Raw genomic sequence first — 23,919 nt, 5'->3', positions numbered from 1 at the left:
GCGGGGGCGGCCGGAAACAGCAAGCCTTTTTGGGGGAAACATTGTCATGAAATATTTCGCAACCGCAGCCGTTCTGGCAGGCAGCCTCGCAATCGCCATCACGCCCGGCGCGACGGCGGCACCCGCCGCAGCGCCCGCAACGACAACGACGACAACGGCGGACGGGATTGCCCGCCCCGACGTCTCGGCGATGTCACGTTCGGAAATCCGCGCTTTCAACGCAAAGCTGACGCCGAACCACCGCTATTATATAACCTGCCGCCAGTCGTCGGTGACGGGATCGCTCGCCAAGGTCACGCGCGTCTGCCTGACGCGCGAGGATCGCGAGCGGATCGCCCGCGATGCGCAGGACGATACCAACACCACGATCGACCGCGCGCGCGCGTCGTCGGGTTGCGACCCCTACTGCCAGTAAGCCTGGGCGAATCGCTGCACGCCCCTGAGCCGGCTCAGGGGCCGCACTGCCAAAGTCCCGCGAAGACCCGCTGCGCACCATCGGCACGGTCGGCGGTCAGCGTCGCGGGGCGCGGTGGCGATTCGCCTCCGCCTTGAGCAGGGCCAGTCAGCGCGATGCGAAGCTGCAGGCCCTTGCCGAAGAATTGCGTCCCCTTCGCGATCGCGTCGAAGCCGCCATTGGCCGACACCGTCTCGATCGTACTGCCGACCTTGACGATCCCGCGCGCGGGATCGGTCGATGCGACGTTGCCCTTCGCGATCAGGATCGGCTGCACGGTCGCATCGGCGGCGAAACTGCATCCGAGCTCGCCGGCGAGCTTGGCGCCCGACAGGTCGGCTTCGGTCAGCGCCGCCAACTCGATCGGCGAGCCGTCGCCGCCGCGCGTCGGGATGTCGGCGGGCTTGATTACCGGCGGCGCTGCCTCGGCCGCTTTGCTTTCCGCCCCGACGCTTCCATCGTAGGACGCGGCGGGTGCCTTTTCATCCGAAGGCTGCGACGAACAAGCCGCGAGGGTCAGCGCGAGCGCGGTGGCGGGGAGGAAGAATGTCCGCAATTGCCGGCGGGGTGTCATCGTGGGAAGTCTCCTGAGCGTTGCCCTGTCCCCCGATTAACCTTTGAAAACGCGCAATGTTCCCGGATCACCGTCGCGCAGCTCCGACAAGCCGCAACCGGACAACTTGAAAACTGGGGCCGCGGCGGCCTCATCCGGTATCGATCGGCGCGACCCGCGCATCCGCCAACCTAGCCGATGTCGAGTATGATCTTCCCGACATGTTCGCCCGCCTGCATGCGCGCATGCGCCGCGCTCGCGTCGGCAAGCGCGAAGGCCTGATCCATCGCAGGCTTCCATCCGCCTTCGGACAGGCGCGGCCAGAGCGTGCGGTGGATTTCGTCGGCAAGCAGCGCCTTGAAATCGGCGCTCCGCGCGCGCAGCGTCGAACCGGTCAGCGTCAAGCGGCGGCGCATTACATCGGCGATGTCGAACTCGACCTTCGCGCCGCGCTGGAACGCGATGGTCACATGGCGCCCGTCCTCGGCAAGGCAGGCAAGATTGCGCGGCAGATAATCGCCGCCGACCATATCGAGCACGACGTCGACGCCCCTGCCGCCGGTAAACGCCTTCACCGCCTCGACATAATCCTCGCTCGAATAGTCGACGGCGAGGTCGGCGCCGAGCGTGGTCGCCGCGGCGCATTTTTCGGCGCTGCCGCAGGTGACGATGATCCTGATGTCGAACAGCTTGCACAGCCCGATCGCGGTGGTGCCGATGCCGCTGGTGCCGCCATGGACGAGCACCGTCTCGCCCTCGCGCACATAGCCGCGTTCGAAGAGGTTGTGCCACACGGTGAAGACGGTCTCGGGAAGCGCCGCCGCCTCTGCCATCGAAAAGCCCTTGGGCACCGGCAGGCAGCTGCCGACCGGCGCGACGCAATATTCGGCATAGCCTCCGCCCGCGACGAGCGCGCACACCGCCTGTCCCAGAAGTTCGGGGTCGCCGCCCGGGCCTACGGCAACGACGGTCCCGGCGATCTCGAGCCCGGGCAGGTCGGACGCGCCCGGCGGCGGCGGATAATAGCCCATGCGCTGCAGCACGTCGGGGCGGTTCACGCCCGCCGCGGCGACGCGGATCAGCACCTCGCCCGGCGCGGGCCGCGGCACCGGCCGCGTCGTCGGCTGCAATACTTCGGGTCCGCCCGGCGCGCTGATGGCGATGGCGGTCATGCTCTCTGGCAAGCTGGTCACTCTGGAAATTCCCCCACTGGTCCCTTCATTCCCCCGTCCCCTGCCCCGCCTTATTGACAGTGCGGCGACAGGGGTCAACAGTCGGACGCCCAAATACGCATCAGGGACCAGGAGGATACGCCATGGACGATGACGACCTTCCCCGCCGCCGCGACGATGTGCTCACGGCGCTGACCAGGCAGCCACTCGATCCGCTGTCGGTCGACGAACTCGACGATCGTATAGCTGCGCTCGAAGGCGAAATCGCACGGATCAAGGCGCATCGCACCGCTGCGACTGGCCAGAAAGCCGCAGCAGAGGCGCTGTTCCGCAAGAATTGAACGCGCGATCGCCGACGCTCCGCGGGCGGAGCGCCGGCGACGTCGCCCCAGGTCCTGACCCTAGGCGACTTCGGCGTAGCGAAGCAGGTCGATCATCCGGAAATCGTCGCCCTTTTTCGACGCATCGACCGTCGGCAGGAACGGCTGCCATTCGGGATCCTGCGCGAGGTACGATCCCTTGTCGCCCTGCAGCAGGCCGATGAACACCTCGGTCACGATGCGCGCACCGACCGGCCCCAGCCGCTCGCCATTTTGCGTCACCTGTGCCTCGCGCAGGATATAGAACCAGAGCGGCGTGCGGTCGTCGAAGCCGTGCGGCTTGAGGTCGGACAGGTCTCCCTTCGACAGTTCGGGCAGCTTCATCGCGCGCGCCACGCGCTGTCCCGACGGCAGCGAGAAGGTCAGGTGGCGGAGCAGGTTGCGCTGTGCGAGCGACGCCGGGTTCGATTTCGGATCGGGGTTGGGCACCACCGACCCCGGCAGGCGGAAGAGCGAGGTCGACAGCGTCGTGTCGATCTTCTTGTTCGGCTTCACATTGCCGTCGCTGAAATCGAAGAAGGTCGGCCAGTCGATGAAGCGCCGCGGCGCGCGGCAGCCGCCCGACAGGTCATCGGGATCGTTCGGGTCCGACGGCGTCGGGGTAAAGATCATCGCAAAGAAGGGATTGCCGCCGTTGCCGGTGAAATTGGCGCGGTACGACGGCCGCACCTGGCTGTGCCCGAACCGGTAAGCCGCGACCGAGAATTCGACCGGGATATAGGGTTCGTTGTGCCAGCTATAATATTTGCGTCCGTTCGTCAGCACATCGTCGACCACCGCGTCGCCGCACGTCTTGCGCAGGAATTCATGGACGATGATCCACTGATAGTGCCAGCGCACGATCCGCTGCGCCTCGGCGAAAATCTCGTCCGATCCGGTCAGCTTGATCTTGGTCTTCACATGATCGACGACCTCGTTGTGAAACTTCAGGAAGGCGACCTGAAGCTGGCCGATGATCAGATTCTCGTCGTCGCGCGGATCGCCGATCAGTGCGACCTTCTGGCTGTTGCGCGGCACGTCGAACTTGTTCGCGGTGCCGGTGGGTTCGAGCAGGAACTTGCCGCCCTTGCCGCCCTGCGTATCGTACAGATGCGGACTGCCACCCGGCCCCGCGCCATAGACATTGTCGAGGCCGAGGCTGGGGGTACGGAAATTGGCGATCTGTTCGGGATCGACCTGCCGCTCGAGGCTCGAGGTCGGGTCGAAGGTCATGTCATGGTCGAGGAACTGGCCGAGGAAGGTAAAACCCGCAGTCAGCGTCGGATTGTCGCTGTTCTTCGCCGACAGCGCCGGGTTGGTGATCAGTTCGGCGGGGGTCTTGGTCAGATTGTCCTTGGCATCCATGATGCCCCCGACCTTGCCGATCTCCATCAGCGCGGCGCGGACATCGGGGGTGTCGGCGGCAAAGGGCGGCAGTTCGCCGAACATGCGGCCGAAGCGGCCGGCGTCGGAATATTTGGAGCGCGGCGGAACGATGTCGCGCGGATATACGCCGTGACGAGGCATGGCAGTCTCTCCTCAAGGGTTATGGTTATGGAGTCGGGACGATCCACCCACGAGGAGGGCTGGCATCCGCTGTTATAGGGACGACACCTGCCGCCACCCTGCACCCGGTCGGTGCGTGCGCCCAAGATTTTAGGTGGCTAATTGGCCGTTAACATGACTGTGCGCCGCGAAAGCGCGACGGGGCGAGCCGCTATTCGGCTTCGGTGCTGAGCCCGAGTTCGGGAATGCCGATCGAGCGCCGCCCGCCGAAATCGGCGCGCACGACGATCACGCCCTGCTTTTCCATATATTCGACGAGCCGGCGGATGCGCCCCGGCGACCGGCTGCCATAGGCGCGGCCGAGGATCTCGTCGTCGGGACAGGGTTCGCCATCCATCGCGGCGCGCGCGATTTGCAGGAAGGGCGCGAACATGTCGTGCGGCAGCCGGTCGGCGACGGCGAGCATCTCGCGCCAGCGCGGCTCGGCGGGGTCGAACACCCCGCCCTTGGCAAGCGCGAAGCGGCGGCGAAAGGCGGCGAGGTCGAGCGGCACCTTCTTCAATTTCTGCATCCGGCAGCGCACCGAAAAATCCTGATAGAGGAAGGATTCGGGCTGGAAGGCGCAGTCGGGGTCGGACAGCATTTCCTGCAGCGTTTCGATCACCACCGCGTCGTTCTGTTCGGCTTCCTCGACCGCTTCGAGGATATCGAGCACAGGCGGCGCGTCCAGATCTTCATGGAGCCCCTCGCTCGCGGCGATCCGTTCCAGCACTTCGCTGGCCGCGACCGGTTCGGGTTCGGGCGCAAAGAAGCGGGGTTGGGCCGGCGCTTCCAATTCGGTGAAGAGCATCGAGCGCATATCCTCGCCGCCCGCCGACGGCAGCGGCATCAGCCGGTGCGTGCCCAGCCGCGTCGAGGTCTGCGTCGACCCGATGCGCACCGCGATCGGCCGCCGCGAAATCGCGGGACCAAGCCCGAGGAAATGCCCGCGTTCAAGGTCGCGGATCGTCTCGGCCTGCCGCCGCTCCATGCCGAGCAGGTCGGCGGCGCGCGCCATGTCGATGTCGAGGAAGGTGCGCCCCATCAGGAAATTGCTCGCCTCGGCGGCGACATTCTTCGCCAGCTTCGCCAGCCGCTGCGTCGCGATCGCGCCGGCGAGGCCGCGTTTGCGCCCGCGGCACATCAGGTTCGTCATCGCGCCCAGGCTCGCGCGGCGGACATTGTCGGCGACGTCGCCCGCGACGCTCGGCGCGAACATCTGCGCCTCGTCGACCACCACCAGCGCGGGAAACCAATGCTCGCGCGGCGCATCGAACAGCGCGTTGAGGAACGCCGCGGCGCAGGTCATCTGCGCCTCGATATCGAGCGATTCGAGGCTGAGGATGATCGACGCGCGATGCTCGCGGATGCGCGCACCCATCGCCGCAATCTCGCGCTCGTTATAGTCGCCGCCGTTGATCACGACATGGCTGTACGCATCGGCGAGCGTCACGAAATCGCCCTCGGGATCGATCACGATCTGCTGCACCAGCTCGGCGCTTTCCTCGAGGATGCGGCGGAGGAGGTGCGACTTGCCCGACCCCGAATTGCCCTGCACGAGCAGGCGCGTCGCGAGCAGTTCCTGCACGTCGATACGCACGCCCTGCCCCGTGCCGTCGGTCCCGATGTCGATGCTGGTCTTCACGATGGCCGCCCTATCGGGGCGCTTGGGCAAAGACAACCGGGCGGGTTTTCGGATCGCCCGATTTTACCGCACGATCTTGCCAAGACGCCCGGAAGAGCCAAAAGGGCGGCATGGATTTCGACGACCAGCTCCGCCGCTATTTCGGCACCGCAGACATCGCGGCGATCCACCCCGAAGCGCACGCCGCGGGCACCGAACGCATGCGCGTCGACTTCGGCCTCGAAACCAACCCCGGCCGCCGCTTCGCGCTGTGGGCGCTGATGTACATGCTCGGCGTCGCCCCCGACCTCGATGTCGCGTTCAAGGACGAGAGCGAGCGCGACACCGCGCGCGACTTCATGGATATGGTGGATCGGGCTGGCGAGGAGGACGGCAGGTAACGACGATAGCGGACATTTGGTATCGGAATTTGGATCTATGTCTCAGACGCCGAAGCTCTGCGGCGCTCAGACTTAGCGATCCGCATGCGCTGCTCAATCAAGCCTGCGAGTGTGAGGCGTTCGGACATTCCGTCTTCACGGGCTTTTAGCGGGAGGGTCAGGGTTTCCCCGCTAGTCAGGGTAAGGGGCAGTGACGTAGGGCCAACGCTTCCCGCCACTCTCTTCGTATCCTTCTCCGACAGGAGCAACTTGCCGTCATGCAAACTGGCACTCTCGATTTCATGAAACGAAATATACCGCGCGCTATCGTCAGGATCGATCAGCAGGCCGTCGCGGCAGATGGCAAATGGATGCCCATCTTCGTCGTGAAAATAGGTCGCCAGCACATCATGATGAGATGACTTCCCGCCGCCAGCCCGAAGGCCGGACGGTGTTCGAAGTAGGCGAGCGACAACTGGGTCTGCCTCTTGGGGCGATGAAATCTTCTCCACCCTACGAGAATATAACGCGGTTCGTCCGCTTTCCACCCCAAAACAGAGATTGGGCGAGCGACAAAAATCGCTGTCCTACTTTATTCCGCCGTGCCAGCCTCCGCCCCGCTCTTTGAAATGGTCGGCTTCAGCAACCTCTCTTAAAGCGACAAAGGAGACATTTTCGACGCGCACGTCCGTATCTTTTGTCGCCTTAAGGCCACAAAGGACACAAAATCGATGCGCCCATGCGGGGCTTTTGTGGCTTTAAGGCCCGACGGATCGCAAATATCGCATGCGCCCAAAGCCCAGGGCCGCGTTTTCCACCCTTGAATGGATCGTCGCGAAGCGGATTGCAGAACCTCGGCCCAATCCGAACATCCCGTTAACCACATTCCAACCCCGTCATCGTAATTTCACAAAGCCGACCGCTTTTCCCTTGCGGTGGGGCGGCGGCATCGCCACGTTACGTTCCTAAGGGGGCCGCCATCTCCCCGGCGTCGTCCCCGCAAGGAGATGAATGACCATGCCGTCTTTTTCGGAAAGCCTCGAAAAGACCCTCCACAACGCTTTGAAGGCCGCTTCGGAGCGCCACCACGAATATGCGACGCTCGAGCATCTGCTCTACGCGCTGATCGACGACGATCATGCCGCCGAAGTGATGCGCGCGTGCGGCGTCGCGCTCGACGACCTGCAATCGGCGGTCGTCCACTATCTCGACACCGAACTCGACAGCCTGAAGGTCGAAGGACACAGCGATCCGTCGCCGACGTCGGGCTTCCAGCGCGTCGTCCAGCGCGCGATCCTGCACGTCCAGTCGTCGGGCAAGGATGAGGTGACGGGCGCCAACGTCCTCGTCGCGCTCTTCTCCGAACGCGAGAGCTATGCCGTCTATTTCCTCCAGCAGCAGGACCTGACGCGCCTCGACGCGGTATCCTACCTCAGCCATGGCGTCGGCAAGGGCGGCAAGCCCTCGCCGCAGGCCGAGCCCGAGGAAAAGGAAGAGACGAAGGACAAGGGCGAAGGCAAGTCCAAGAAGGAAACCGCGCTCGACCAGTTCACCGTCAACCTCAACGAAAAGGCGAAGGGCGGCAAGGTCGACCCGCTGATCGGCCGCAGCGCCGAGGTCGACCGCACGATCCAGATCCTCTGCCGCCGCAGCAAGAACAACCCGCTCTATGTCGGCGATCCCGGCGTCGGCAAAACCGCGATCGCCGAGGGGCTCGCGCGCAAGATCATCGAGGGCGACGTGCCCGAGGTGCTGCTGCCCGCGGTCATCTATTCGCTCGACATGGGCGCGCTGCTCGCTGGCACGCGCTATCGCGGCGACTTCGAGGAGCGGCTGAAACAGGTCGTGACCGAGCTCGAAGGCCTGCCGCACGCGATCCTGTTCATCGACGAGATCCACACCGTGATCGGTGCGGGCGCGACGAGCGGCGGCGCGATGGACGCGTCGAACCTCTTGAAGCCCGCACTGTCGGGCGGCGTCATCCGCTGCATCGGCTCGACGACGTACAAGGAGTTCCGCAATCACTTCGAAAAGGACCGCGCGCTGCTTCGCCGCTTCCAGAAAATCGACGTGATCGAGCCGAGCCTCGAGGATACCAAGAAGATCCTCGCCGGCCTGCGCAGCGCGTTCGAGGCGCATCATCAGGTGCGCTATACCCCCGATGCGATCAACGCGGCGGTGGAACTCAGCGCACGATACATCAACGACCGCAAATTGCCCGACAAGGCGATCGACGTGATCGACGAGGTCGGCGCGATGCAGATGCTCGTCGCCCCGTCGAAGCGCAAGAAGACGATCACCGCCAAGGAGATCGAGGCTGTGATCGCGACGATGGCACGCATTCCCCCCAAGTCGGTGTCGACCGACGACAAGGCGACGCTTGCCAGCCTCGAAACCGATTTGAAGCGCGTTGTGTTCGGTCAGAACACCGCGATCGAGGTGCTGTCGTCGGCGATCAAGCTTAGCCGCGCGGGCCTCCGCGATCCCGAAAAGCCGATCGGCAACTATCTCTTCTCGGGCCCGACCGGCGTCGGCAAGACCGAGGTCGCGAAGCAGCTCGCGTCGATCATGGGCATCCCGCTCCAGCGGTTCGACATGTCCGAATATATGGAACGCCATTCGGTCAGCCGGCTGATCGGCGCGCCCCCGGGCTATGTCGGTTATGATCAGGGCGGGTTGCTCACCGATGCGATCGACCAGAACCCGCATTGCGTGCTGCTGCTCGACGAGATCGAAAAGGCGCATCCCGACCTGTTCAACATCTTGTTGCAGGTGATGGACCACGGCCGCCTGACCGATCATCATGGCAAGACGGTCGATTTCCGCAACGTCATCCTGATCATGACGACCAATGCGGGCGCCAGCGACATGGCGCGCGAGGGCATCGGCTTCGGTGCGTTCACGCGCGAGGATGTGCAGGAAGAAGCGGTGAAGAATCTCTTCACCCCCGAATTCCGCAACCGCCTCGATGCGATCGTGCCCTTCGGCTATCTGCCGCCCGAAGTCGTCGCACGCGTCGTCGACAAGTTCATCCTGCAGCTCGAAATGCAGCTCGCCGACCGCAACGTCCATATCCAGCTCGACGATGCGGCGCGCGAATGGCTGACCGGCAAGGGCTATGACAAGCTGTATGGCGCGCGTCCGATGAGCCGCTTGATCCAGGAAAAGATCAAGCAGCCGCTCGCCGAGGAACTGCTCTTCGGCAAGCTGGTCCATGGCGGCGAGGTCAAGGTGAAGATGAAAACGGGCGACGACGCCCATGTCGGCAATCCGCTCGCCTTCGAAATCACCCCCGCTGCGCCGAAGGCCGGCAAGGGCAAGGCGAAGGGCAAGGCCGAGAAGACGGCGGAGTAAGCCGGGTTGAAATTCTTGAGCGGCAGTGTTATAACAACCGTATGAACACGCCGCTCAAGATTACCAAAGTCGGCAACAGCGCCGCCGTCATCCTGCCCAAGGAGCTGCTGGCGCGGCTTCGCGTATCGCTGGGCGATACATTGTTCGCGACTGAATCGCCCGACGGCATCCGCCTGACCGCGTCCGATCCCGATTTCGCGACGAAAATGGCCGCAGCCGAAGATATCATGCGCGAAGATCGCGACATCCTGCGTGTGCTCGCAAAATGACGCAGCCGGATCGTATCGAGCCGGTGTGGCTCGATACGAAGGTCGCATTGGCCATCCATGATCGACAACTGGCCGAACATGGCGGCATTGCGGGCGTCCGCGATCCGGGCATGCTTGAATCGGCGCTCGCGCGGCCCGTCAATCAATGGGCATACGGCGAAGACGATCACGCTCGGCTGGCGGCGGCCTATGCGTTCGGCATCGCCCGCAATCATCCGTTCGGCGACGGCAACAAGCGGACCGCCTGGGTTGCCGCCCGTCTTTTTCTGCGCCTGAATGGACATGATCTCCGATTCGATCCGCAAGATGCCATTGCGATCGTCCTCGCGCTCGCCGCCGGCAAGCTTGCCGAAGAAGAACTCGCCAGCTGGTTTCACGACCATCTGTCCGCCGCCTGATCCGCGCCCCTCGCTTTTTGGCCCCCCATCGCTTATATCATCCGCATGTACGACTATGTCTCCGTAACCGCCGCCGACGCCGCGGCCCCCGCCCGCGTTCGCGACGGCACGATCAAGCTGCACGACGAGGCGGGCTTTGCCGGTATGCGCAAGGCGGGTCGGCTGTCGGCCGAAATCCTCGACGCGCTCGTTCCCTTTGTCCAGCCGGGCGTGACCACGGCGGAGATCGACAATCTCGTCCGCACTATGATGCTCGACGGCGGCGGCATCCCGGCGACCTTGGGCTATCGCGGCTTCACGCATAGCTGTTGCACCAGCATCAACCATGTCGTCTGCCACGGCATCCCCGACGACAAGCCGGTGCGCGAGGGCGACATCGTCAACATCGACGTGACCAGCATCGTCGACGGCTGGCACGGCGACACGAGCCGCATGTATCTGGTCGGCGACGTGCCGATCAAGGCGAAGCGCCTCGTCGAGGTGACCTATGAATGCCTGATGCTCGGCATCGAGCAGGCAAAGCCCGGCAACCGCATGGGCGACGTCGCGCATGCGATCCAGCAGCACGCCGAACGCCATCGCTATTCGGTCGTCCGCGACTTCTGCGGCCACGGCCTCGGCCAGATGTTCCACGACGCGCCCGAAGTGGTCCACGCCGGCCGCCCCGGCACCGGCCCCGAGCTTCGCCCCGGCATGTTCTTCACGATCGAGCCAATGATCAACACCGGCAAATATGCGGTGAAGATGCTCGCCGACGGCTGGACCGCGGTGACCCGCGACCGCTCGCTCTCGGCGCAGTTCGAACACAGCATCGGGATCACCGAAACCGGGTGCGAAATCTTCACCGCCAGCCCCAAGGGCCTGAACGCGCCGCCCTGGCAATAAGCGGCGCAACGATTCCAGTTTCGTCATCCCGGACTTGATCCGGGATCCATGACCTCAACGCAGCGCTCGCCTTCATGGACCCCGGATCAAGTCCGGAGCGACGACAGAGAACGCCCCCTCGCCTCACCCCCCATTTTCCCGCTTGCGCCCATGCGCCTTCGCGCGCAGACTTGACGTTAACGTCAAGATAGGCGTCGAACGGGAGAGCAAGTTATGGCGAAACGGGTCTTTACGGCCGCGCTGCTGGGCTGCGCGGCTTTGGCATTGGCGGCGTGCAATGCATCGAAGAACGACAGCATCTCGGGCGGCGGATCGCTCGACGACGCCGAAAAAGCCAGCGAGACCCTGCTCAAGACCGGCGGCAACGGCGACGACTGGGGCGGCATCGGCTACAGCTATGACGAACAGCGCTTCAGCCCGCTGACCGATATCAACGACAAGAATGTGGGCGAACTCGGCATCGCGTGGACCGCCGACCTCGACGACGCGCGCGGACAGGAAGCGACACCAGTGGTCGTCGACGGCGTCATGTATGTCACCCACGCTTGGTCGAAGGTCAGCGCATGGGACGCCGCGACCGGCAAGCCGTTGTGGAAATTCGATCCCAAGGTTCCTGGCGAACGTGCCGTCAGCGCCTGCTGCGACGTCGTCAACCGCGGCGTCGCCGTCTGGGGCGACAAGGTCTTCATCGGCGCGCTCGACGGCCGGCTCATCGCGCTCGACAAGAAGACAGGCAAGGAACTCTGGTCGACGCAGACCTTCGACACATCGAAACCCTATACGATCACCGGCGCGCCGCGCGTCGTGAAGGATATGGTGCTGATCGGCAACGGCGGCGCCGAATTCGGCGTGCGCGGTTATGTCACCGCCTATGACGCCGATACGGGCAAGGAGCGCTGGCGCTTCTACACCGCGCCGAACCCGACCAAGGCGAAGGACGGCGCAGCCTCCGACGATATCTTCGCAACTAAGGCCAACGCCACCTGGTCCGACAAGGGCGAGTGGCAGACTTCGGGCGGCGGCGGCACCGTGTGGGACGCGATCGTCTACGACAAGGATCTCGACCAGATCTATCTCGGCGTCGGCAACGGCAATCCGTGGAACCATGGCACGCGCTCGAATGGCGAGGGCGACAACTGGTTCCTCTCGTCAGTCGTCGCGCTCGACGCCACCACCGGCAAATATAAATGGCATTATCAGGAAACCCCGGCCGAGACGTGGGACTATACCGCGACCCAGCCGATCATCCTCGCCGAGCAGGCTGTGAACGGCAAACCCGTCAAGGTGCTGTACCATGCGCCGAAGAACGGCTTCTTCTTCACCCTCGACCGGACGAGCGGCAAGCTGATCGATGCCAAGCCCTTCGTCGACGGGATCAACTGGGCGACGGGTTACGACCTTTCCACCGGCCGCCCGATCGAAAATCCGGAGGCGCGCTTCTACAAGACGGGCAAGCCCTTCATCGCGGTGCCCGGCGCGCTCGGCGCGCATAACTGGCATCCGATGAGCTACAATCCCGCGACGGGCCTCGTCTATATTCCGGCGCAGCAGATCCCGCAGGGCTATCTTGCCGACATGGACGAGCTCGACAAGCGCAAGGTGCTGGGCTTCAACGTCGGCACTTCGCTCAACAAGACGATGCTGCCCGACGACAAGGCGGCGTTCCGCGCCGCCATCGCCGCGACGACGGGCCGCCTCGTCGCTTTCGACCCGCGCACCGGCAAGGTGGCGTGGAGCGTCGATCATCCGGCGGCATGGAATGGCGGCACGATGACGACCGCGGGCAATCTCGTCTTTCAGGGCACCAGCCTCGGCCGCTTCCGCGCCTATGCCGCCGACACCGGCAAGCAATTGCTCGACCTCGATATGCAGTCGGGGATCGTCAGCGCCCCCTCGACCTTCCGCGTCGGCGGCGTGCAATATATTGCCTTCCAGACGAGCAAGGGCGGCGCCTTCCCGCTCGTCGCCGGGGTTGCCGGCGGCGCGACGCGCAAGATCCCGAACATCCCGCGTCTTGTCGTCATGAAGATCGGCGGCACGGTCAAGCTCCCTGCCCCGCCCGCCGCCGCGCTCGCATGGAACCCGCCGCCGATGACCGCATCGCCTGCGCAGGTCGCGGCGGGCAAGGCGCATTTCGGACGCTATTGCATCGTCTGTCATGGCGACAGCGCGATCGGCAACGGCTTCACCCCCGATCTTCGCGTTTCGGGCACGCTCGCCAATGCTGACGCGTGGAAATCCGTGATCATCGACGGTGCGCTGAAGGACCGCGGCATGGTCAGCTTCGCCAAGGTGCTGACCCCCGCCGATGCCGAGGCGATTCGGGCCTATGTCATCGAACGGTCGAACTGGACCAAGGCCAATCTGCCCGACGCATCGGCCCCCATGGGACGCTGACTGCTCAAAATTTAGGCAGCCAAAGAACGTCGTTGCTCACCCCTTGGGCAGCGGCGTTCTTTCGTTTCAAAATTCTTACCAAATCCCCGCGATTCGCCAATTGGCACGGCTTTTGATTGGTGCAAGATGGCGGGACATCGCACCGACTCGACGGCAGACCGGACCAGGCACGCCTGATCCGGCTTGACGCGCAAGGAGCGGCGGCCAGCCCAAAGGGGGACGAAAAGCGTGAAGAAGATTGAGGCGATCATCAAGCCGTTCAAACTCGACGAAGTGAAGGAAGCGCTGCACGAAGTCGGTGTCAGCGGGATCACCGTCACCGAGGCAAAGGGTTTCGGACGGCAAAAGGGTCACACCGAACTTTATCGCGGTGCAGAATATGTCGTCGACTTTCTGCCCAAGGTGAAGCTCGAAGTCATCGTCGAGGATTCGATGGCCGAACGTGTGGTGGAGGCGATCGCCGCCGCTGCGCAGACCGGCCGGATCGGCGACGGCAAGATCTTCGTCATTCCGGTCGAAACGGCGCTTCGCATTCGCACCGGCGAACGCAACGAGGACGCACTTTAATCTTTCGCATTTTTCGAAAACCCGAAAACCCCCGGCACGCCGGATCATTTCGCAAGAAGGAAGCATAGACGATGGCTACGAAGCCCAAGGATATCATCGCGCGGATCAAGGAAAACGACATCGAGTGGGTCGACCTGCGCTTCACCGACCCCAAGGGCAAATGGCAGCACCTGACGATGGTCGCCTCGGTCCTTGGCGAGGACGAACTCGAAGACGGCCTGATGTTCGACGGTTCGTCGATCGAAGGCTGGAAGGCGATCAACGAGTCGGATATGATCCTGAAGCCCGACCTCGACGCCGTCTATGACGATCCCTTCTCGGCAACCCCGATGCTCGTCATCTTCTGCGACATCGTCGAGCCCGCCACCGGCGAAGGCTATGCCCGCGACCCGCGCACGACCGCGAAGCGCGCCGAGGCCTATGTCGCCTCGACCGGCATCGGCGACACCGTCTACGTCGGCCCCGAAGCCGAATTCTTCATGTTCGACGATGTGCGTTTCGAAACCGGATACAACAAGTCGGGCTTCGAGATCGACGATATCGAACTGCCGACGAACACCGGCCGCAGCTACGAGGGCGGCAACCTCGCGCACCGTCCGCGCGCCAAGGGCGGCTACTTCCCCGTCGCGCCGGTCGACAGCGCCGTCGACATCCGCGCCGAGATGGTCTCGACGATGCTCGAAATGGGCCTGCCCTGCGACAAGCATCACCATGAAGTCGCCGCCGCACAGCACGAGCTCGGCCTGACTTTCGGTACGCTCACCGAGACCGCGGACCGCATGCAAATCTACAAATATGTCGTGCACCAGGTCGCGCATGCCTATGGCAAGACCGCGACCTTCATGCCGAAGCCGATCAAGGACGATAACGGCAGCGGCATGCACACGCACATCTCGATCTGGGAAAAGGGCAAACCGCTCTTCGCCGGCAACGGCTATGCGGGCCTTTCGGACATGTGCCTCTATTTCATCGGCGGCGTCGTGAAGCATGCCAAGGCCTTGAACGCCTTCACCAACCCGACGACGAACAGCTACAAGCGCCTCGTCCCGGGCTTCGAAGCGCCGGTGCTGCTCGCTTACTCGTCGCGCAACCGTTCGGCCTCGTGCCGCATCCCCTATGGTGCGGGCGCCAAGTCGAAGCGCGTCGAGTTCCGTTTCCCCGACGCGATGGCGAACCCCTATCTCTGCTATTCGGCGCTGCTGATGGCGGGCCTCGACGGCATCCAGAACAAGATCCACCCCGGCGACGCGATGGACAAGAATCTGTACGACCTGCCGCCCGAGGAACTGAGCGAAGTCCCGACCGTCTGCGGATCCTTGCGCGAAGCGCTCGACAGCCTGATGGCCGACCACGACTTCCTGCTCAAGGGCGACGTCTTCTCGAAGGACCAGATCGAAGCCTATGTCGAACTGAAGTGGGACGAAGTCTATCGTTTCGAACAGACGCCGAGCCCGGTCGAGTTCGACATGTACTACAGCGCCTGACACTGGGGCATGTAGAAGGGGCGTCCGGTTCGGGGGAACCGGGCGCCCCTTTTCATTTCGCGCGCTCGGATCAGCGCGGCGCCATCATCCCGCGCCGGCCCACCGCGACGAAGCAGGCGAGCAACATCGTGCCGAACGCCAGCGAGACAAGGTCCAGCGGCTGCGGCCCGGCGGCCAGCCCCGCGGCCGCGGCGCCGCCCCAGACGATGCCGATCGTCATCAGGACGCTCCCCATGATCGCCGACACCTCGACCGTCAGTTGGCGCCAGAGCTCGTCGAAAGTCTTCCACATCCACAGCGATACCCCCGTAAAGCCCGCGAGCACGAACATCAGGATCCAGAAGGCGGTCGCCGGCGACACAAGGCCTGCACCACCCGACGCATCGGCCGCCGCGGCCTCGGCAAACAACATCAACGCCGCCCCGAGCGCGAGGCAGCTCAGCGCGCTGCCTCCCATATGCGATCGCTCCTCGACGATCTCGTCGGCGTCGGCGACGTTGAGCAGCCGTTGGCCGAACAAGCGCGGCGCGAGCGTCCCGAGCCCGACGAACAGGCCCATCAGCACATAGATCAGGCCGACTCCGACAAGGATGATCTGCGACGGCACCCAGTCGGGCCCGTCCCCGCCGACCATGAGCGCCATGACCGCGAACATCCCGCCCGCGCCCGCCACAGCGCCGAAGAGCGCCTGCGCGGCCATCTTGCGCCAACCGGCGGCGCTCACCTGCGTCGTCATAATCCTACTCCTCGGGTGCCCAGTGATCGATGAACAGTTCGCGCACCTCGAGACCGAACAGCGCGGCCATGCGAAGCGCGAGCGGCAGGCTGGGGTCATATTTGTCGGTTTCGACCGCGTTGATCGTCTGGCGCGAAACGCCGAGCCGGCGCGCCAGCTCACCCTGGCTCCACCCCGCCTGCTCCCGAAAATCGCGCACCCGGTTTTCCAACGCCCGTCCCCAAGCCTGTAAAGAACTCTTTACATACCATACGGGATACTGTCAAACATTCTTGACACCCTTCCTGACACCGAAGCGCACATACGCTTTGGTAAGCCCCGGGCGCTATAAAGGGCCGTTCGCAGGGGGGATTGATCCGATGTTGCGCATGATAGTTCCGATCGCCGCGATGCTGCTTGCGACCGGCTGCGGCAAGGCGGCCGAACTCGCAAGCCAGACCCGGACGGTCGCCGCGCCGCGCGAAGAGGTCTTCGCCAAGATGTTCGGCGACGACAGCGCCTTCACCGGCCTGCCGCTCGTCACCAACGGCGGCTCGACGCGATTGTACGAGATGGTGTCCGAAAAGGGCGACCCCGAATTTGCGAAGATCGCGCCAAAGGAACGCCCCGAGGCCTATAAGGTCAAGATCGCGGTCGCGATGGAAATCCCGCGCGAGGCGCACCTGATCTACAGCGTTGACGACGGGGCACTGACCACCGGGCTGAAATTCACTTTCGAGGAGCTCGCGCCCGACCGGACGCGCGTCGCCTTCACCGTCGACGAGCTTTCGGGCGAGGGCGCCAGGGGGCTCAGCCTCAACCGCTTCGTGCTGCACAAGATCGCACGCGACGCGCTCGACAAGCTCGACGACTTCGACGAGGCGAAAGAAGCCGCCTGACGTCCGGCATCCGCAGCATGGTTAAGCCGCCAGGGTTGCGGGCCCCGCGCGGCGATGGCAGGTTGCGCACGAGGGGCGGGCTCGATCGCGAAAGGCTGTCTGGCCATGTGGATACGCGCGTTCCTCGCCCTCACACCCCTGATCCTTATGTCGTGTGGCGGCAGCGGCGGAGGTGGGGGTGGCGGCGGCACGCCTCCCGCCGCCAATACGCCACCGACCTTCACCTCGCTCCAGACCGCCAGCATCGCCGAAAACACCGCCGCCGCCTATCAGGCGACGGCAAGCGATGCCAACGGCGACGCACTGACCTTCGCGATCGACGGCGGTGCCGATGCCGCGCGCTTCTCGATCACCGCCGCGGGCGCGCTGCGCTTCAACCAAGCGCCCGATTACGACCTGCCCGGCGACGCCGACGGCAACAATGTCTATGCCGTGCAACTGCGCGTCAGCGACGGCCAGGCCGGCGCGGCGCAGGCGGTCAACATCACCGTCACCAACAGCCGCGAAGGCATCGCGGTCGCGCGCGTCGGCACCGGCTTCAACCAGCCGCTCTACGTCGCGCCGATCCCCGGCAGCAGCAATGTCTATGTCGTCGAAAAGGGCGGCAATGTGTATCGCTTCGACCCCGCGAACGGCGACCGCACCCTCGTCCTCGACATCACCGATATTTCGACGAATGGTGAACGCGGCCTGCTCGGGCTCGCGGCATATCCCGACCATGCGTCGTCGCAGCGGCTCTTCGCCGTCGCGACCGCGACCGACGGCGCGGTGCAGGTCCGTCGCTACACGCTCGGCCTGCCCAATTCGTCGACGGCCTATGACACGGTCCTCAGCATCCCGCATTCGCAGAACAGCAACCATAATGGCGGCTGGATCGGCTACGGCCCCGATGGCCATGTCTATGTTGCAGTCGGGGACGGCGGCGGCGGCCTCGCGAACAATGCGCAGAACACGAACTCGCGGCTTGGCAAGATCCTGCGCTTCGCGGTCGGTCCCGGCGGCAACAGTTACAGCCCTGCGCCCGGCAACCCTTATCTCTCAGGCGGCGGCGATCCCTATGTCTTCGCGCTCGGGTTTCGCAATCCGTTCCGCGCCTCGTTCAGCGGGTCGACGCTCGCGATCGGCGACGTCGGCGAGGGCGCGGTCGAGGAGGTCGATGTGGTGACGACCAACCAGCCGGGGCGCAATTTCGGCTGGCCGTTCCGCGAAGGCACACGCACCAACGCCGGAACCCCGCCCGCCGGCCTCGTCAATCCGGTCGCCGAATATCTGCACGGCAGTGGCCCGCGCGAAGGGCGTACCGTCACCGGCGGCTATGTCTATCGCGGCCCGGTCGCCTCGCTCGCAGGGCAATATGTCTTCGCCGATTTCATCTCGGGCAACATCTGGACCGTTCCTTTCGCCAGCTTTGCCGCCGGCCAGACGTTGCCCTCCTCGCGCTTCACACGGCGGAACGAGGATTTCGCGCCCGACGCCGGCACGCTCGGCCAGATCGCCTCGTTCGGCGAGGACAGCGCCGGCAATTTGTTCCTCGTCAGCCTCGGCGGCGATATTTTCATGATACGCTCCGGCTAACCGCTTGCGGGGGCCGGGGCGGCACGGCACAAGAGCGCTCCAGAGGAGACCTCCCCCATGAAATCATTGCCGTTCGTCGCGCTCGTCGCCCTTCAGCTCGCGCTCGCGCCCGCCGCGCAGGCCAAGCTGTCAAAAACCGAAAGCACGATGGCGAAAACGGTCGCGAGCGAACAGGCGCGCAGCCTCGCGCTGCTCGAAAGGCTCGTCAACCAGAACAGCGGTTCGCAGAATCTCGAAGGCGTCGAAAAGGTCGGGGCGATGATGCGCGCCGAACTCGAACCCTTGGGCTTCAAGGTCGAGTGGAAGGACATGCGCGACACCGGCCGCGCCGGCCACCTGATCGCGACACATAAGGGCAAGGCCGACGGCAAGCGCCTGCTCCTCATCGCGCATCTCGACACGGTGTTCGAACCCGACTCGCCCTTCCAGAAGTTCGTCCGCAAGGGCGATAGGGGCGAAGGCCCCGGCGCGGGCGACGACAAGGGCGGCATGGTCGTCATCGTCGCGGCGCTCCGCGCGATGAAGGCGGCGGGAACGCTCAAGGACGCCAATATCGAAATCCACATGACCGGCGACGAGGAAGACGCCGGCACCCCGATCGAAAAGGCGCGCGCCGACCTGATCGATGCGGGCAAGCGCAGCGACGTCGCGCTCGATTTCGAGGGCCTCGTCCGCGACAACGGCGCCGACATGGGCTCGATCGCGCGCCGCTCGTCGGACAGCTGGACCGTCACCGCGACGGGCAAGAGCGCGCATAGCTCGGGCATTTTCAGCGCCGCGGCGGGCGACGGCGCCATCTATGAACTCACACGCATCATCCACCGCTTCCGCACCGAGCTGCCCGAACCGAACCTCACCTTCAACGTCGGGCTGATCGCGGGCGGGCAGCAGGCCGACCTCGACGCTGGCGGCATCCGCGCCACCGTGAATGGCAAGACCAACATCATCGCCCCCGTTGCGGTCGCGCGCGGCGACCTTCGCGCGCTGTCGCCCGAACAGATCGAACGGGTGAAGGCGAAGATGGCGGCGATCGTAGCCGAGCACGCCCCCGGCACCGACGCGAAGATCAGCTTCGATCCTGGCGGTTATCCGTCGATGGCGCCGACCGACGGCAACCGCGCGCTGCTCGCGAAGCTCAACGGCGTGAACCGCGACCTCGGCCTCGCCGAAATGGCGCCGCTCGATCCGCTGAAGCGCGGCGCGGGCGACATCAGCTTCGTCGCCGCCGACGTCGACGGACTCGCGGGACTCGGGCCCTACTCCACCGGCGACCATGCCCCCGGCGAAGCCGTCGACATCCCCAGTATCGACCGGCAGGCGACACGCGCTGCCATATTGATGTCACGCCTTTCCGCTGAAAAGCGCTGACCCGCCAGATTTGGCAGTTGGCTCAACTTGATTCATTCGCCACAGTGATTAGGTAGCAATCCGAGACGGAATTGACCGCCGATGGGAGACAGATGATGAGCACCGAAACGCACCTCAAACAGAATTACATCGGCGGCCGCTGGGTCGACAGCAAGGGCGGCAAGCTCCACGACGTGATCAACCCCGCGACCGAAGAAGCGGCATCGACCGTCGTGCTCGGCACCGCCGCCGACGTCGACGACGCCGTCGCCGCGGCGAAGGAGGCCTTCAAGAGCTTCTCGCAAACCACGCGCGAAGAACGCCTCGACCTCCTGGGCCGCATCGTCGAGGAATATAAGAAGCGCGCCCCCGACCTCGCCAAATCGATGGCCTCGGAAATGGGCGCCCCCGTCAGCTTCGCGGGCACCGCGCAGGTCGGCGCCGGCATCGGCGGCTTCCTCGGCACGATCGCCGCGCTGAAGGACTTCAGCTTCACTGAAAAATATGCCGCGGGCATGATCGCCTACGAACCGATCGGCGTCGTCGGCATGATCACGCCGTGGAACTGGCCGCTCAACCAGATCGCCCTCAAGGTCGCCCCGGCGCTCGCCGCCGGCAACACGATGGTGCTGAAGCCGTCGGAAGAATGCCCCGGCAACGCGGTGATCTTCGCCGAAATCCTCGAGGCCGCTGGCGTCCCCGCCGGCGTGTTCAACCTCGTGCAGGGTGACGGCCCGACCGTCGGCAACGCGATCAGCGCGCACCCCGGCATCGAAATGGTCAGCTTCACCGGCTCGACCCGCGCCGGCATCCTCGTCGCCAAGGCGGCGGCCGACACGGTCAAGCGCGTCCATCAGGAACTGGGCGGCAAGTCGCCGAACATCGTCCTGCCCGACGCCGATTTCGCGGCCGTGCTGCCCCCGACGGTGCAGGGCGTGCTCGTCAACACCGGCCAGAGCTGCATCGCCCCGACGCGCATCCTCGTCCAGAAGGACCGCGAGGCCGAAGCGGTCGGCGTCATCAAGGCGATGTTCGACGGCACGCAGGTCGGCGACCCGCAGGCCGAAGGCGGCCACATCGGCCCCGTCGTCAACAAGGCGCAGTTCGACAAGATCCAGGGCCTGATCCAGTCGGCGATCGACGAGGGCGCGACGCTCGAAACCGGCGGCACCGGCCTGCCCTCGAACGTCAACCGCGGCTATTATATCAAGCCGACGGTCTTCTCGGGCGTCACGCGCGACATGCGGATCGCGAACGAGGAAATCTTCGGCCCCGTCGCGACGATCATGGCCTATGGCGACCTCGACGAGGCCGTCGATATCGCCAACGACACCGAATATGGCCTCTCGGCCGTGATCTCGGGCGACCCGGCCAAGGCGGCCGATGTGGCGCCGAAGCTGCGCGCCGGCATGGTCGCGGTCAACGCATGGGGCCCCGGCCCGGGCGCGGCGTTCGGCGGTTACAAAGCATCGGGCAACGGCCGCGAAGGCGGCGTGTTCGGCCTCAAGGATTTCATGGAAGTGAAGTCGATCAGCGGCATTCCGGCCTGACAATCTCCCCTCCCGCTTGCGGGAGGGGTCGGGGGAGGGCCTGTTGCGTCGCAACCCCTCCCCGCTGCGACTAGCGAGCAAGCTCGCAAGTCTCACTACCCCTCCCGCAAGCGGGAGGGGTTTTGCTTTGGGCCGATAGCGATTATGCGCGCTCGCATGACCACCCGCTCACCGCTCGCCCCCGACTCCTTTCCGGCCCTCCCCGACATCGCCGGGGTCACGCGCCGCGTCGCACGCGCGCAGTACAAGACTTGGGACCGCTGCGACCTCACCTATGTCGAGCTGGCGCCCGGCACGACGGTCGCGGGCGTCTTCACGCGCAATGTCTGCTGCTCGTCCGAAGTCGAGCTCGGCCGCGAACAGGTCAAGGGCGGTATCGGCCGCGCGTTGATCGTCAATGCGGGCAACAGCAACGCCTTCACCGGCTATCGCGGCCGCGAGGCGGTCGAACAGATCATGGAACAGGTCGCGGACCACCTCGGCTGCGAACAAAGCGAAGTCTTCGTCAGCTCGACCGGCGTGATCGGCGTGCCGCTCCCCAAGGACAAGGCGCGCGCGGGCGTCGAAGCTGCGCTGACCGCCGAGCCCTGCTCATGGGAAGCCGTCGCCGAAACGATCGGCACGACCGACACCTTCGCCAAGGGATCGGCCGCCAGCGCGATCCTCGCCGGCACGACCGTCCGCGTCGCCGGCGTGGTCAAGGGATCGGGCATGATCGCCCCCGACATGGCGACGATGCTCGGCTATATCTTCACCGACGCCGCGGTCGCGCCCACGCTGCTGCAGGACATGCTGAGCGAGGCGACCGGCGGCAGCTTCAACAGCATCACCGTCGACAGCGACACCTCGACCAGCGACACGGTGCTGCTCTTCGCGACCGGACAGGCGGGCAACGCCACGCTCACCACCCGCGACGATCCGGGCGCCGACGCGCTGTACGCGGCGATCCGCGACGTCGCGCTCGATCTTGCGCATCAGGTGGTGCGCGACGGCGAAGGCGCATCGAAATTCATCGAGATCCAGGTGACCGGCGCGACCAGCGACGACAGCGCAAAGCGCGTCGCGCTCGCCATCGCCAACTCGCCGCTCGTGAAGACCGCGATCGCGGGCGAGGACGCCAATTGGGGCCGCGTCGTAATGGCGGTGGGCAAGGCGGGCGAACCCGCCGACCGCGACCGGCTCGCGATCCGCTTCGGCGACCATTGGGTGGCAAGGGACGGCCTGCCCGTCGACGGCTATGACGAGGCGCCTGTCGCGGCGCACCTCAAGGGACAGGACATCCGCGTCGGCGCCGACCTCGGCCTCGGCGACGGCCACGCGACGGTGTGGACCTGCGACCTCACGCACGGCTACATCAGCATCAACGCCGATTACCGGAGCTGAGTCGATGCTCACCATCTGGGGCCGCCTCAACTCGCACAATGTCAAAAAGGTCGCGTGGTTCGCGGTCGAACTCGCCCTGCCCTTCGAACGCCACGACGTCGGCGGGCAGTTCGGGATGGACGCCGCCTATCTGGCGAAGAACCCCAATGCGCTGATCCCGACGATCGAGGACGACGGCGTCATCCTGTGGGAATCGAACGCGATCCTCCGCTATCTTGCCGCGAAACATGGCGGCGCGCGATATTGGCCGGCCGATCCCGCAGTGCGCGCGATCGCCGACAAATGGATGGACTGGCAGATCGACTATGCCGAAGCGCAGCGCGACGCATTCGTGCATCTGGTTCGCAAGGCGGCAGATCAGCGCGATCCGGCGGCGATTGCCGCCTCGGCCGAACGCTGTGCGAAACGAATGTTGGTGCTCGACGCCGCGCTGGCGCAGTCGACCTGGCTGTCGGGGCCCGATTTCGGCATCGGCGATATCCCGATGGGCGTTTATGCCCACACCTATTTCTCGCTGGATATCGAGCGGCCGGCGCTCCCCTATGTCGAGGATTGGTACGCCCGGATCAGGACGCGGCCCGGCTATGCCGAACAGGTGATGATAGCGCTGACCTGATAACAAAGGCCCCGGTTTTCGCCGGGGCCCTTCATTCTTTTACAGCGCGCCTTCGAGCCAGCCCTTGAGCGCGCTCTTCGGCGCCGCGCCGACCTTGGTGTCGGCGATCTCGCCATTCTTGAACAGGATCATCGTCGGGATGCCGCGCACGCCATATTTGGCGGGGGCGTTCGGATGATCGTCGATGTTCAGCTTCGCGATCACGACCTTTTCGCCGAGTTCGTCGGCGATTTCCTCGAGCGACGGGCCGATCATCTTGCACGGGCCGCACCATTCGGCCCAGAAATCGACGAGCACGGGGGTGTCGCTGTCTAGGACGTCGGCCTGGAAGCTGTCGTCGCTGATTGCCTTGGTACCCATATCTTGGACTCCTGAAATATCGTTGCCCCCAAA

Annotated in this window: 24 protein-coding genes; 16 read left to right on the top strand and 8 right to left on the bottom strand. The window is 65.0% G+C overall.

All coding sequences use genetic code 11. The features are described 5' to 3' along the window. Positions 1 to 46: 46 nt before the first annotated feature. Positions 47 to 415 (top strand): hypothetical protein, encoded by a 369-nt coding sequence (locus tag VGU00_RS10455; protein ID WP_327468199.1) that lies wholly within the window; start codon positions 47 to 49, stop codon positions 413 to 415. Positions 416 to 449: 34 nt separating this feature from the next. Here VGU00_RS10455 and VGU00_RS10450 read toward each other — a convergent pair whose 3' ends face one another. Both VGU00_RS10450 and VGU00_RS10445 read right to left on the bottom strand, forming a co-directional pair. Next, the gene (locus VGU00_RS10450; RefSeq protein ID WP_327468198.1) at positions 450 to 1,028 is read right to left on the bottom strand and encodes a hypothetical protein; all 579 of its coding nucleotides are present in this window, start codon (positions 1,026 to 1,028) and stop codon (positions 450 to 452) included. A 170-nt stretch (positions 1,029 to 1,198) separates the two neighbouring features. Beyond that, complete coding sequence (locus VGU00_RS10445; protein ID WP_327468196.1) at positions 1,199 to 2,179, bottom strand: NAD(P)H-quinone oxidoreductase; 981 nt, start codon at positions 2,177 to 2,179, stop codon at positions 1,199 to 1,201. A 143-nt stretch (positions 2,180 to 2,322) separates the two neighbouring features. Here VGU00_RS10445 and VGU00_RS10440 point away from each other — a divergent pair, with 143 nt between their 5' ends. Continuing rightward, positions 2,323 to 2,520 (top strand): DUF1192 domain-containing protein, encoded by a 198-nt coding sequence (locus tag VGU00_RS10440; RefSeq protein WP_327468194.1) that lies wholly within the window; start codon positions 2,323 to 2,325, stop codon positions 2,518 to 2,520. 60 nt (positions 2,521 to 2,580) lie between these two features. Here VGU00_RS10440 and VGU00_RS10435 read toward each other — a convergent pair whose 3' ends face one another. After that, complete coding sequence (locus VGU00_RS10435; RefSeq protein ID WP_327468192.1) at positions 2,581 to 4,065, bottom strand: heme peroxidase family protein; 1,485 nt, start codon at positions 4,063 to 4,065, stop codon at positions 2,581 to 2,583. A 190-nt stretch (positions 4,066 to 4,255) separates the two neighbouring features. Then, positions 4,256 to 5,728: an ATP-binding protein gene (locus tag VGU00_RS10430; protein WP_327468190.1), complete on the bottom strand. Its 1,473-nt coding sequence runs from the start codon at positions 5,726 to 5,728 to the stop codon at positions 4,256 to 4,258. 110 nt (positions 5,729 to 5,838) lie between these two features. Here VGU00_RS10430 and VGU00_RS10425 point away from each other — a divergent pair, with 110 nt between their 5' ends. After that, on the top strand, positions 5,839 to 6,108 hold the full coding sequence (locus VGU00_RS10425) for a hypothetical protein (RefSeq protein WP_192647159.1): 270 nt from the start codon (positions 5,839 to 5,841) through the stop codon (positions 6,106 to 6,108). 35 nt (positions 6,109 to 6,143) lie between these two features. Here the strand turns inward: VGU00_RS10425 and VGU00_RS10420 are convergent, their stop codons facing one another. Continuing rightward, the gene (locus VGU00_RS10420) at positions 6,144 to 6,494 is read right to left on the bottom strand and encodes a hypothetical protein (protein WP_327468188.1); all 351 of its coding nucleotides are present in this window, start codon (positions 6,492 to 6,494) and stop codon (positions 6,144 to 6,146) included. Positions 6,495 to 7,104: 610 nt separating this feature from the next. On the opposite strand from VGU00_RS10420, the gene clpA reads away from it, so the two are divergent. The 7 genes from clpA to glnA all read left to right on the top strand — a co-directional run bounded on the left by clpA (position 7,105) and on the right by glnA (position 15,441). After that, the gene (gene clpA, locus VGU00_RS10415; protein ID WP_327468261.1) at positions 7,105 to 9,441 is read left to right on the top strand and encodes an ATP-dependent Clp protease ATP-binding subunit ClpA; all 2,337 of its coding nucleotides are present in this window, start codon (positions 7,105 to 7,107) and stop codon (positions 9,439 to 9,441) included. Between the two features lie 41 nt (positions 9,442 to 9,482). Next, entirely contained in the window at positions 9,483 to 9,710 is a 228-nt protein-coding gene (locus VGU00_RS10410; RefSeq protein ID WP_327468186.1) for an AbrB/MazE/SpoVT family DNA-binding domain-containing protein, read from the top strand. Further along, positions 9,707 to 10,108 (top strand): type II toxin-antitoxin system death-on-curing family toxin, encoded by a 402-nt coding sequence (locus tag VGU00_RS10405; RefSeq protein WP_327468184.1) that lies wholly within the window; start codon positions 9,707 to 9,709, stop codon positions 10,106 to 10,108. Before VGU00_RS10410 ends, VGU00_RS10405 begins: the two co-directional genes overlap by 4 nt. Before the next feature lie 45 nt (positions 10,109 to 10,153). Next, positions 10,154 to 10,993 (top strand): type I methionyl aminopeptidase, encoded by an 840-nt coding sequence (gene map, locus VGU00_RS10400; protein ID WP_327468182.1) that lies wholly within the window; start codon positions 10,154 to 10,156, stop codon positions 10,991 to 10,993. A gap of 213 nt (positions 10,994 to 11,206) precedes the next feature. Further along, positions 11,207 to 13,390, top strand: coding sequence for a PQQ-dependent dehydrogenase, methanol/ethanol family (locus tag VGU00_RS10395; protein ID WP_327468180.1), 2,184 nt, complete (start codon positions 11,207 to 11,209; stop codon positions 13,388 to 13,390). A gap of 228 nt (positions 13,391 to 13,618) precedes the next feature. Continuing rightward, entirely contained in the window at positions 13,619 to 13,957 is a 339-nt protein-coding gene (locus VGU00_RS10390) for a P-II family nitrogen regulator (protein ID WP_037518110.1), read from the top strand. 71 nt (positions 13,958 to 14,028) lie between these two features. Further along, the gene (glnA, locus tag VGU00_RS10385; protein WP_327468178.1) at positions 14,029 to 15,441 is read left to right on the top strand and encodes a type I glutamate--ammonia ligase; all 1,413 of its coding nucleotides are present in this window, start codon (positions 14,029 to 14,031) and stop codon (positions 15,439 to 15,441) included. 70 nt (positions 15,442 to 15,511) lie between these two features. Here the strand turns inward: glnA and VGU00_RS10380 are convergent, their stop codons facing one another. Both VGU00_RS10380 and VGU00_RS10375 read right to left on the bottom strand, forming a co-directional pair. Then, a complete protein-coding gene (locus VGU00_RS10380; RefSeq protein ID WP_327468176.1) occupies positions 15,512 to 16,177 on the bottom strand; it encodes a hypothetical protein in 666 nt (221 codons plus the stop codon). A gap of 4 nt (positions 16,178 to 16,181) precedes the next feature. Next, a complete protein-coding gene (locus VGU00_RS10375) occupies positions 16,182 to 16,388 on the bottom strand; it encodes a helix-turn-helix transcriptional regulator (RefSeq protein WP_327468174.1) in 207 nt (68 codons plus the stop codon). Positions 16,389 to 16,536: 148 nt separating this feature from the next. On the opposite strand from VGU00_RS10375, the gene VGU00_RS10370 reads away from it, so the two are divergent. From VGU00_RS10370 to VGU00_RS10345, 6 genes are all read left to right on the top strand, one after another. Beyond that, positions 16,537 to 17,055: a hypothetical protein gene (locus tag VGU00_RS10370; RefSeq protein WP_327468173.1), complete on the top strand. Its 519-nt coding sequence runs from the start codon at positions 16,537 to 16,539 to the stop codon at positions 17,053 to 17,055. 105 nt (positions 17,056 to 17,160) lie between these two features. Next, entirely contained in the window at positions 17,161 to 18,630 is a 1,470-nt protein-coding gene (locus VGU00_RS10365) for a PQQ-dependent sugar dehydrogenase (protein WP_327468171.1), read from the top strand. Between the two features lie 57 nt (positions 18,631 to 18,687). Continuing rightward, on the top strand, positions 18,688 to 19,998 hold the full coding sequence (locus VGU00_RS10360) for a M20/M25/M40 family metallo-hydrolase (protein ID WP_327468169.1): 1,311 nt from the start codon (positions 18,688 to 18,690) through the stop codon (positions 19,996 to 19,998). Between the two features lie 95 nt (positions 19,999 to 20,093). Beyond that, positions 20,094 to 21,527, top strand: coding sequence for an aldehyde dehydrogenase family protein (locus VGU00_RS10355; RefSeq protein ID WP_327468259.1), 1,434 nt, complete (start codon positions 20,094 to 20,096; stop codon positions 21,525 to 21,527). Positions 21,528 to 21,683: 156 nt separating this feature from the next. Beyond that, on the top strand, positions 21,684 to 22,910 hold the full coding sequence (argJ, locus tag VGU00_RS10350) for a bifunctional glutamate N-acetyltransferase/amino-acid acetyltransferase ArgJ (protein ID WP_327468167.1): 1,227 nt from the start codon (positions 21,684 to 21,686) through the stop codon (positions 22,908 to 22,910). A gap of 4 nt (positions 22,911 to 22,914) precedes the next feature. Next, positions 22,915 to 23,526: a glutathione S-transferase gene (locus VGU00_RS10345; protein ID WP_327468165.1), complete on the top strand. Its 612-nt coding sequence runs from the start codon at positions 22,915 to 22,917 to the stop codon at positions 23,524 to 23,526. Positions 23,527 to 23,565: 39 nt separating this feature from the next. Here the strand turns inward: VGU00_RS10345 and trxA are convergent, their stop codons facing one another. Further along, the gene (gene trxA / locus VGU00_RS10340; protein ID WP_062176521.1) at positions 23,566 to 23,886 is read right to left on the bottom strand and encodes a thioredoxin TrxA; all 321 of its coding nucleotides are present in this window, start codon (positions 23,884 to 23,886) and stop codon (positions 23,566 to 23,568) included. Positions 23,887 to 23,919: the final 33 nt, after the last annotated feature.

It is taken from the genome of Sphingopyxis sp. (genome assembly GCF_035944815.1).
Taxonomy (GTDB): Bacteria; Pseudomonadota; Alphaproteobacteria; order Sphingomonadales; family Sphingomonadaceae; genus Sphingopyxis.
Note: the sequence above shows the minus strand (reverse complement) of the source record. Positions and strands in the feature narration are given on the sequence as shown.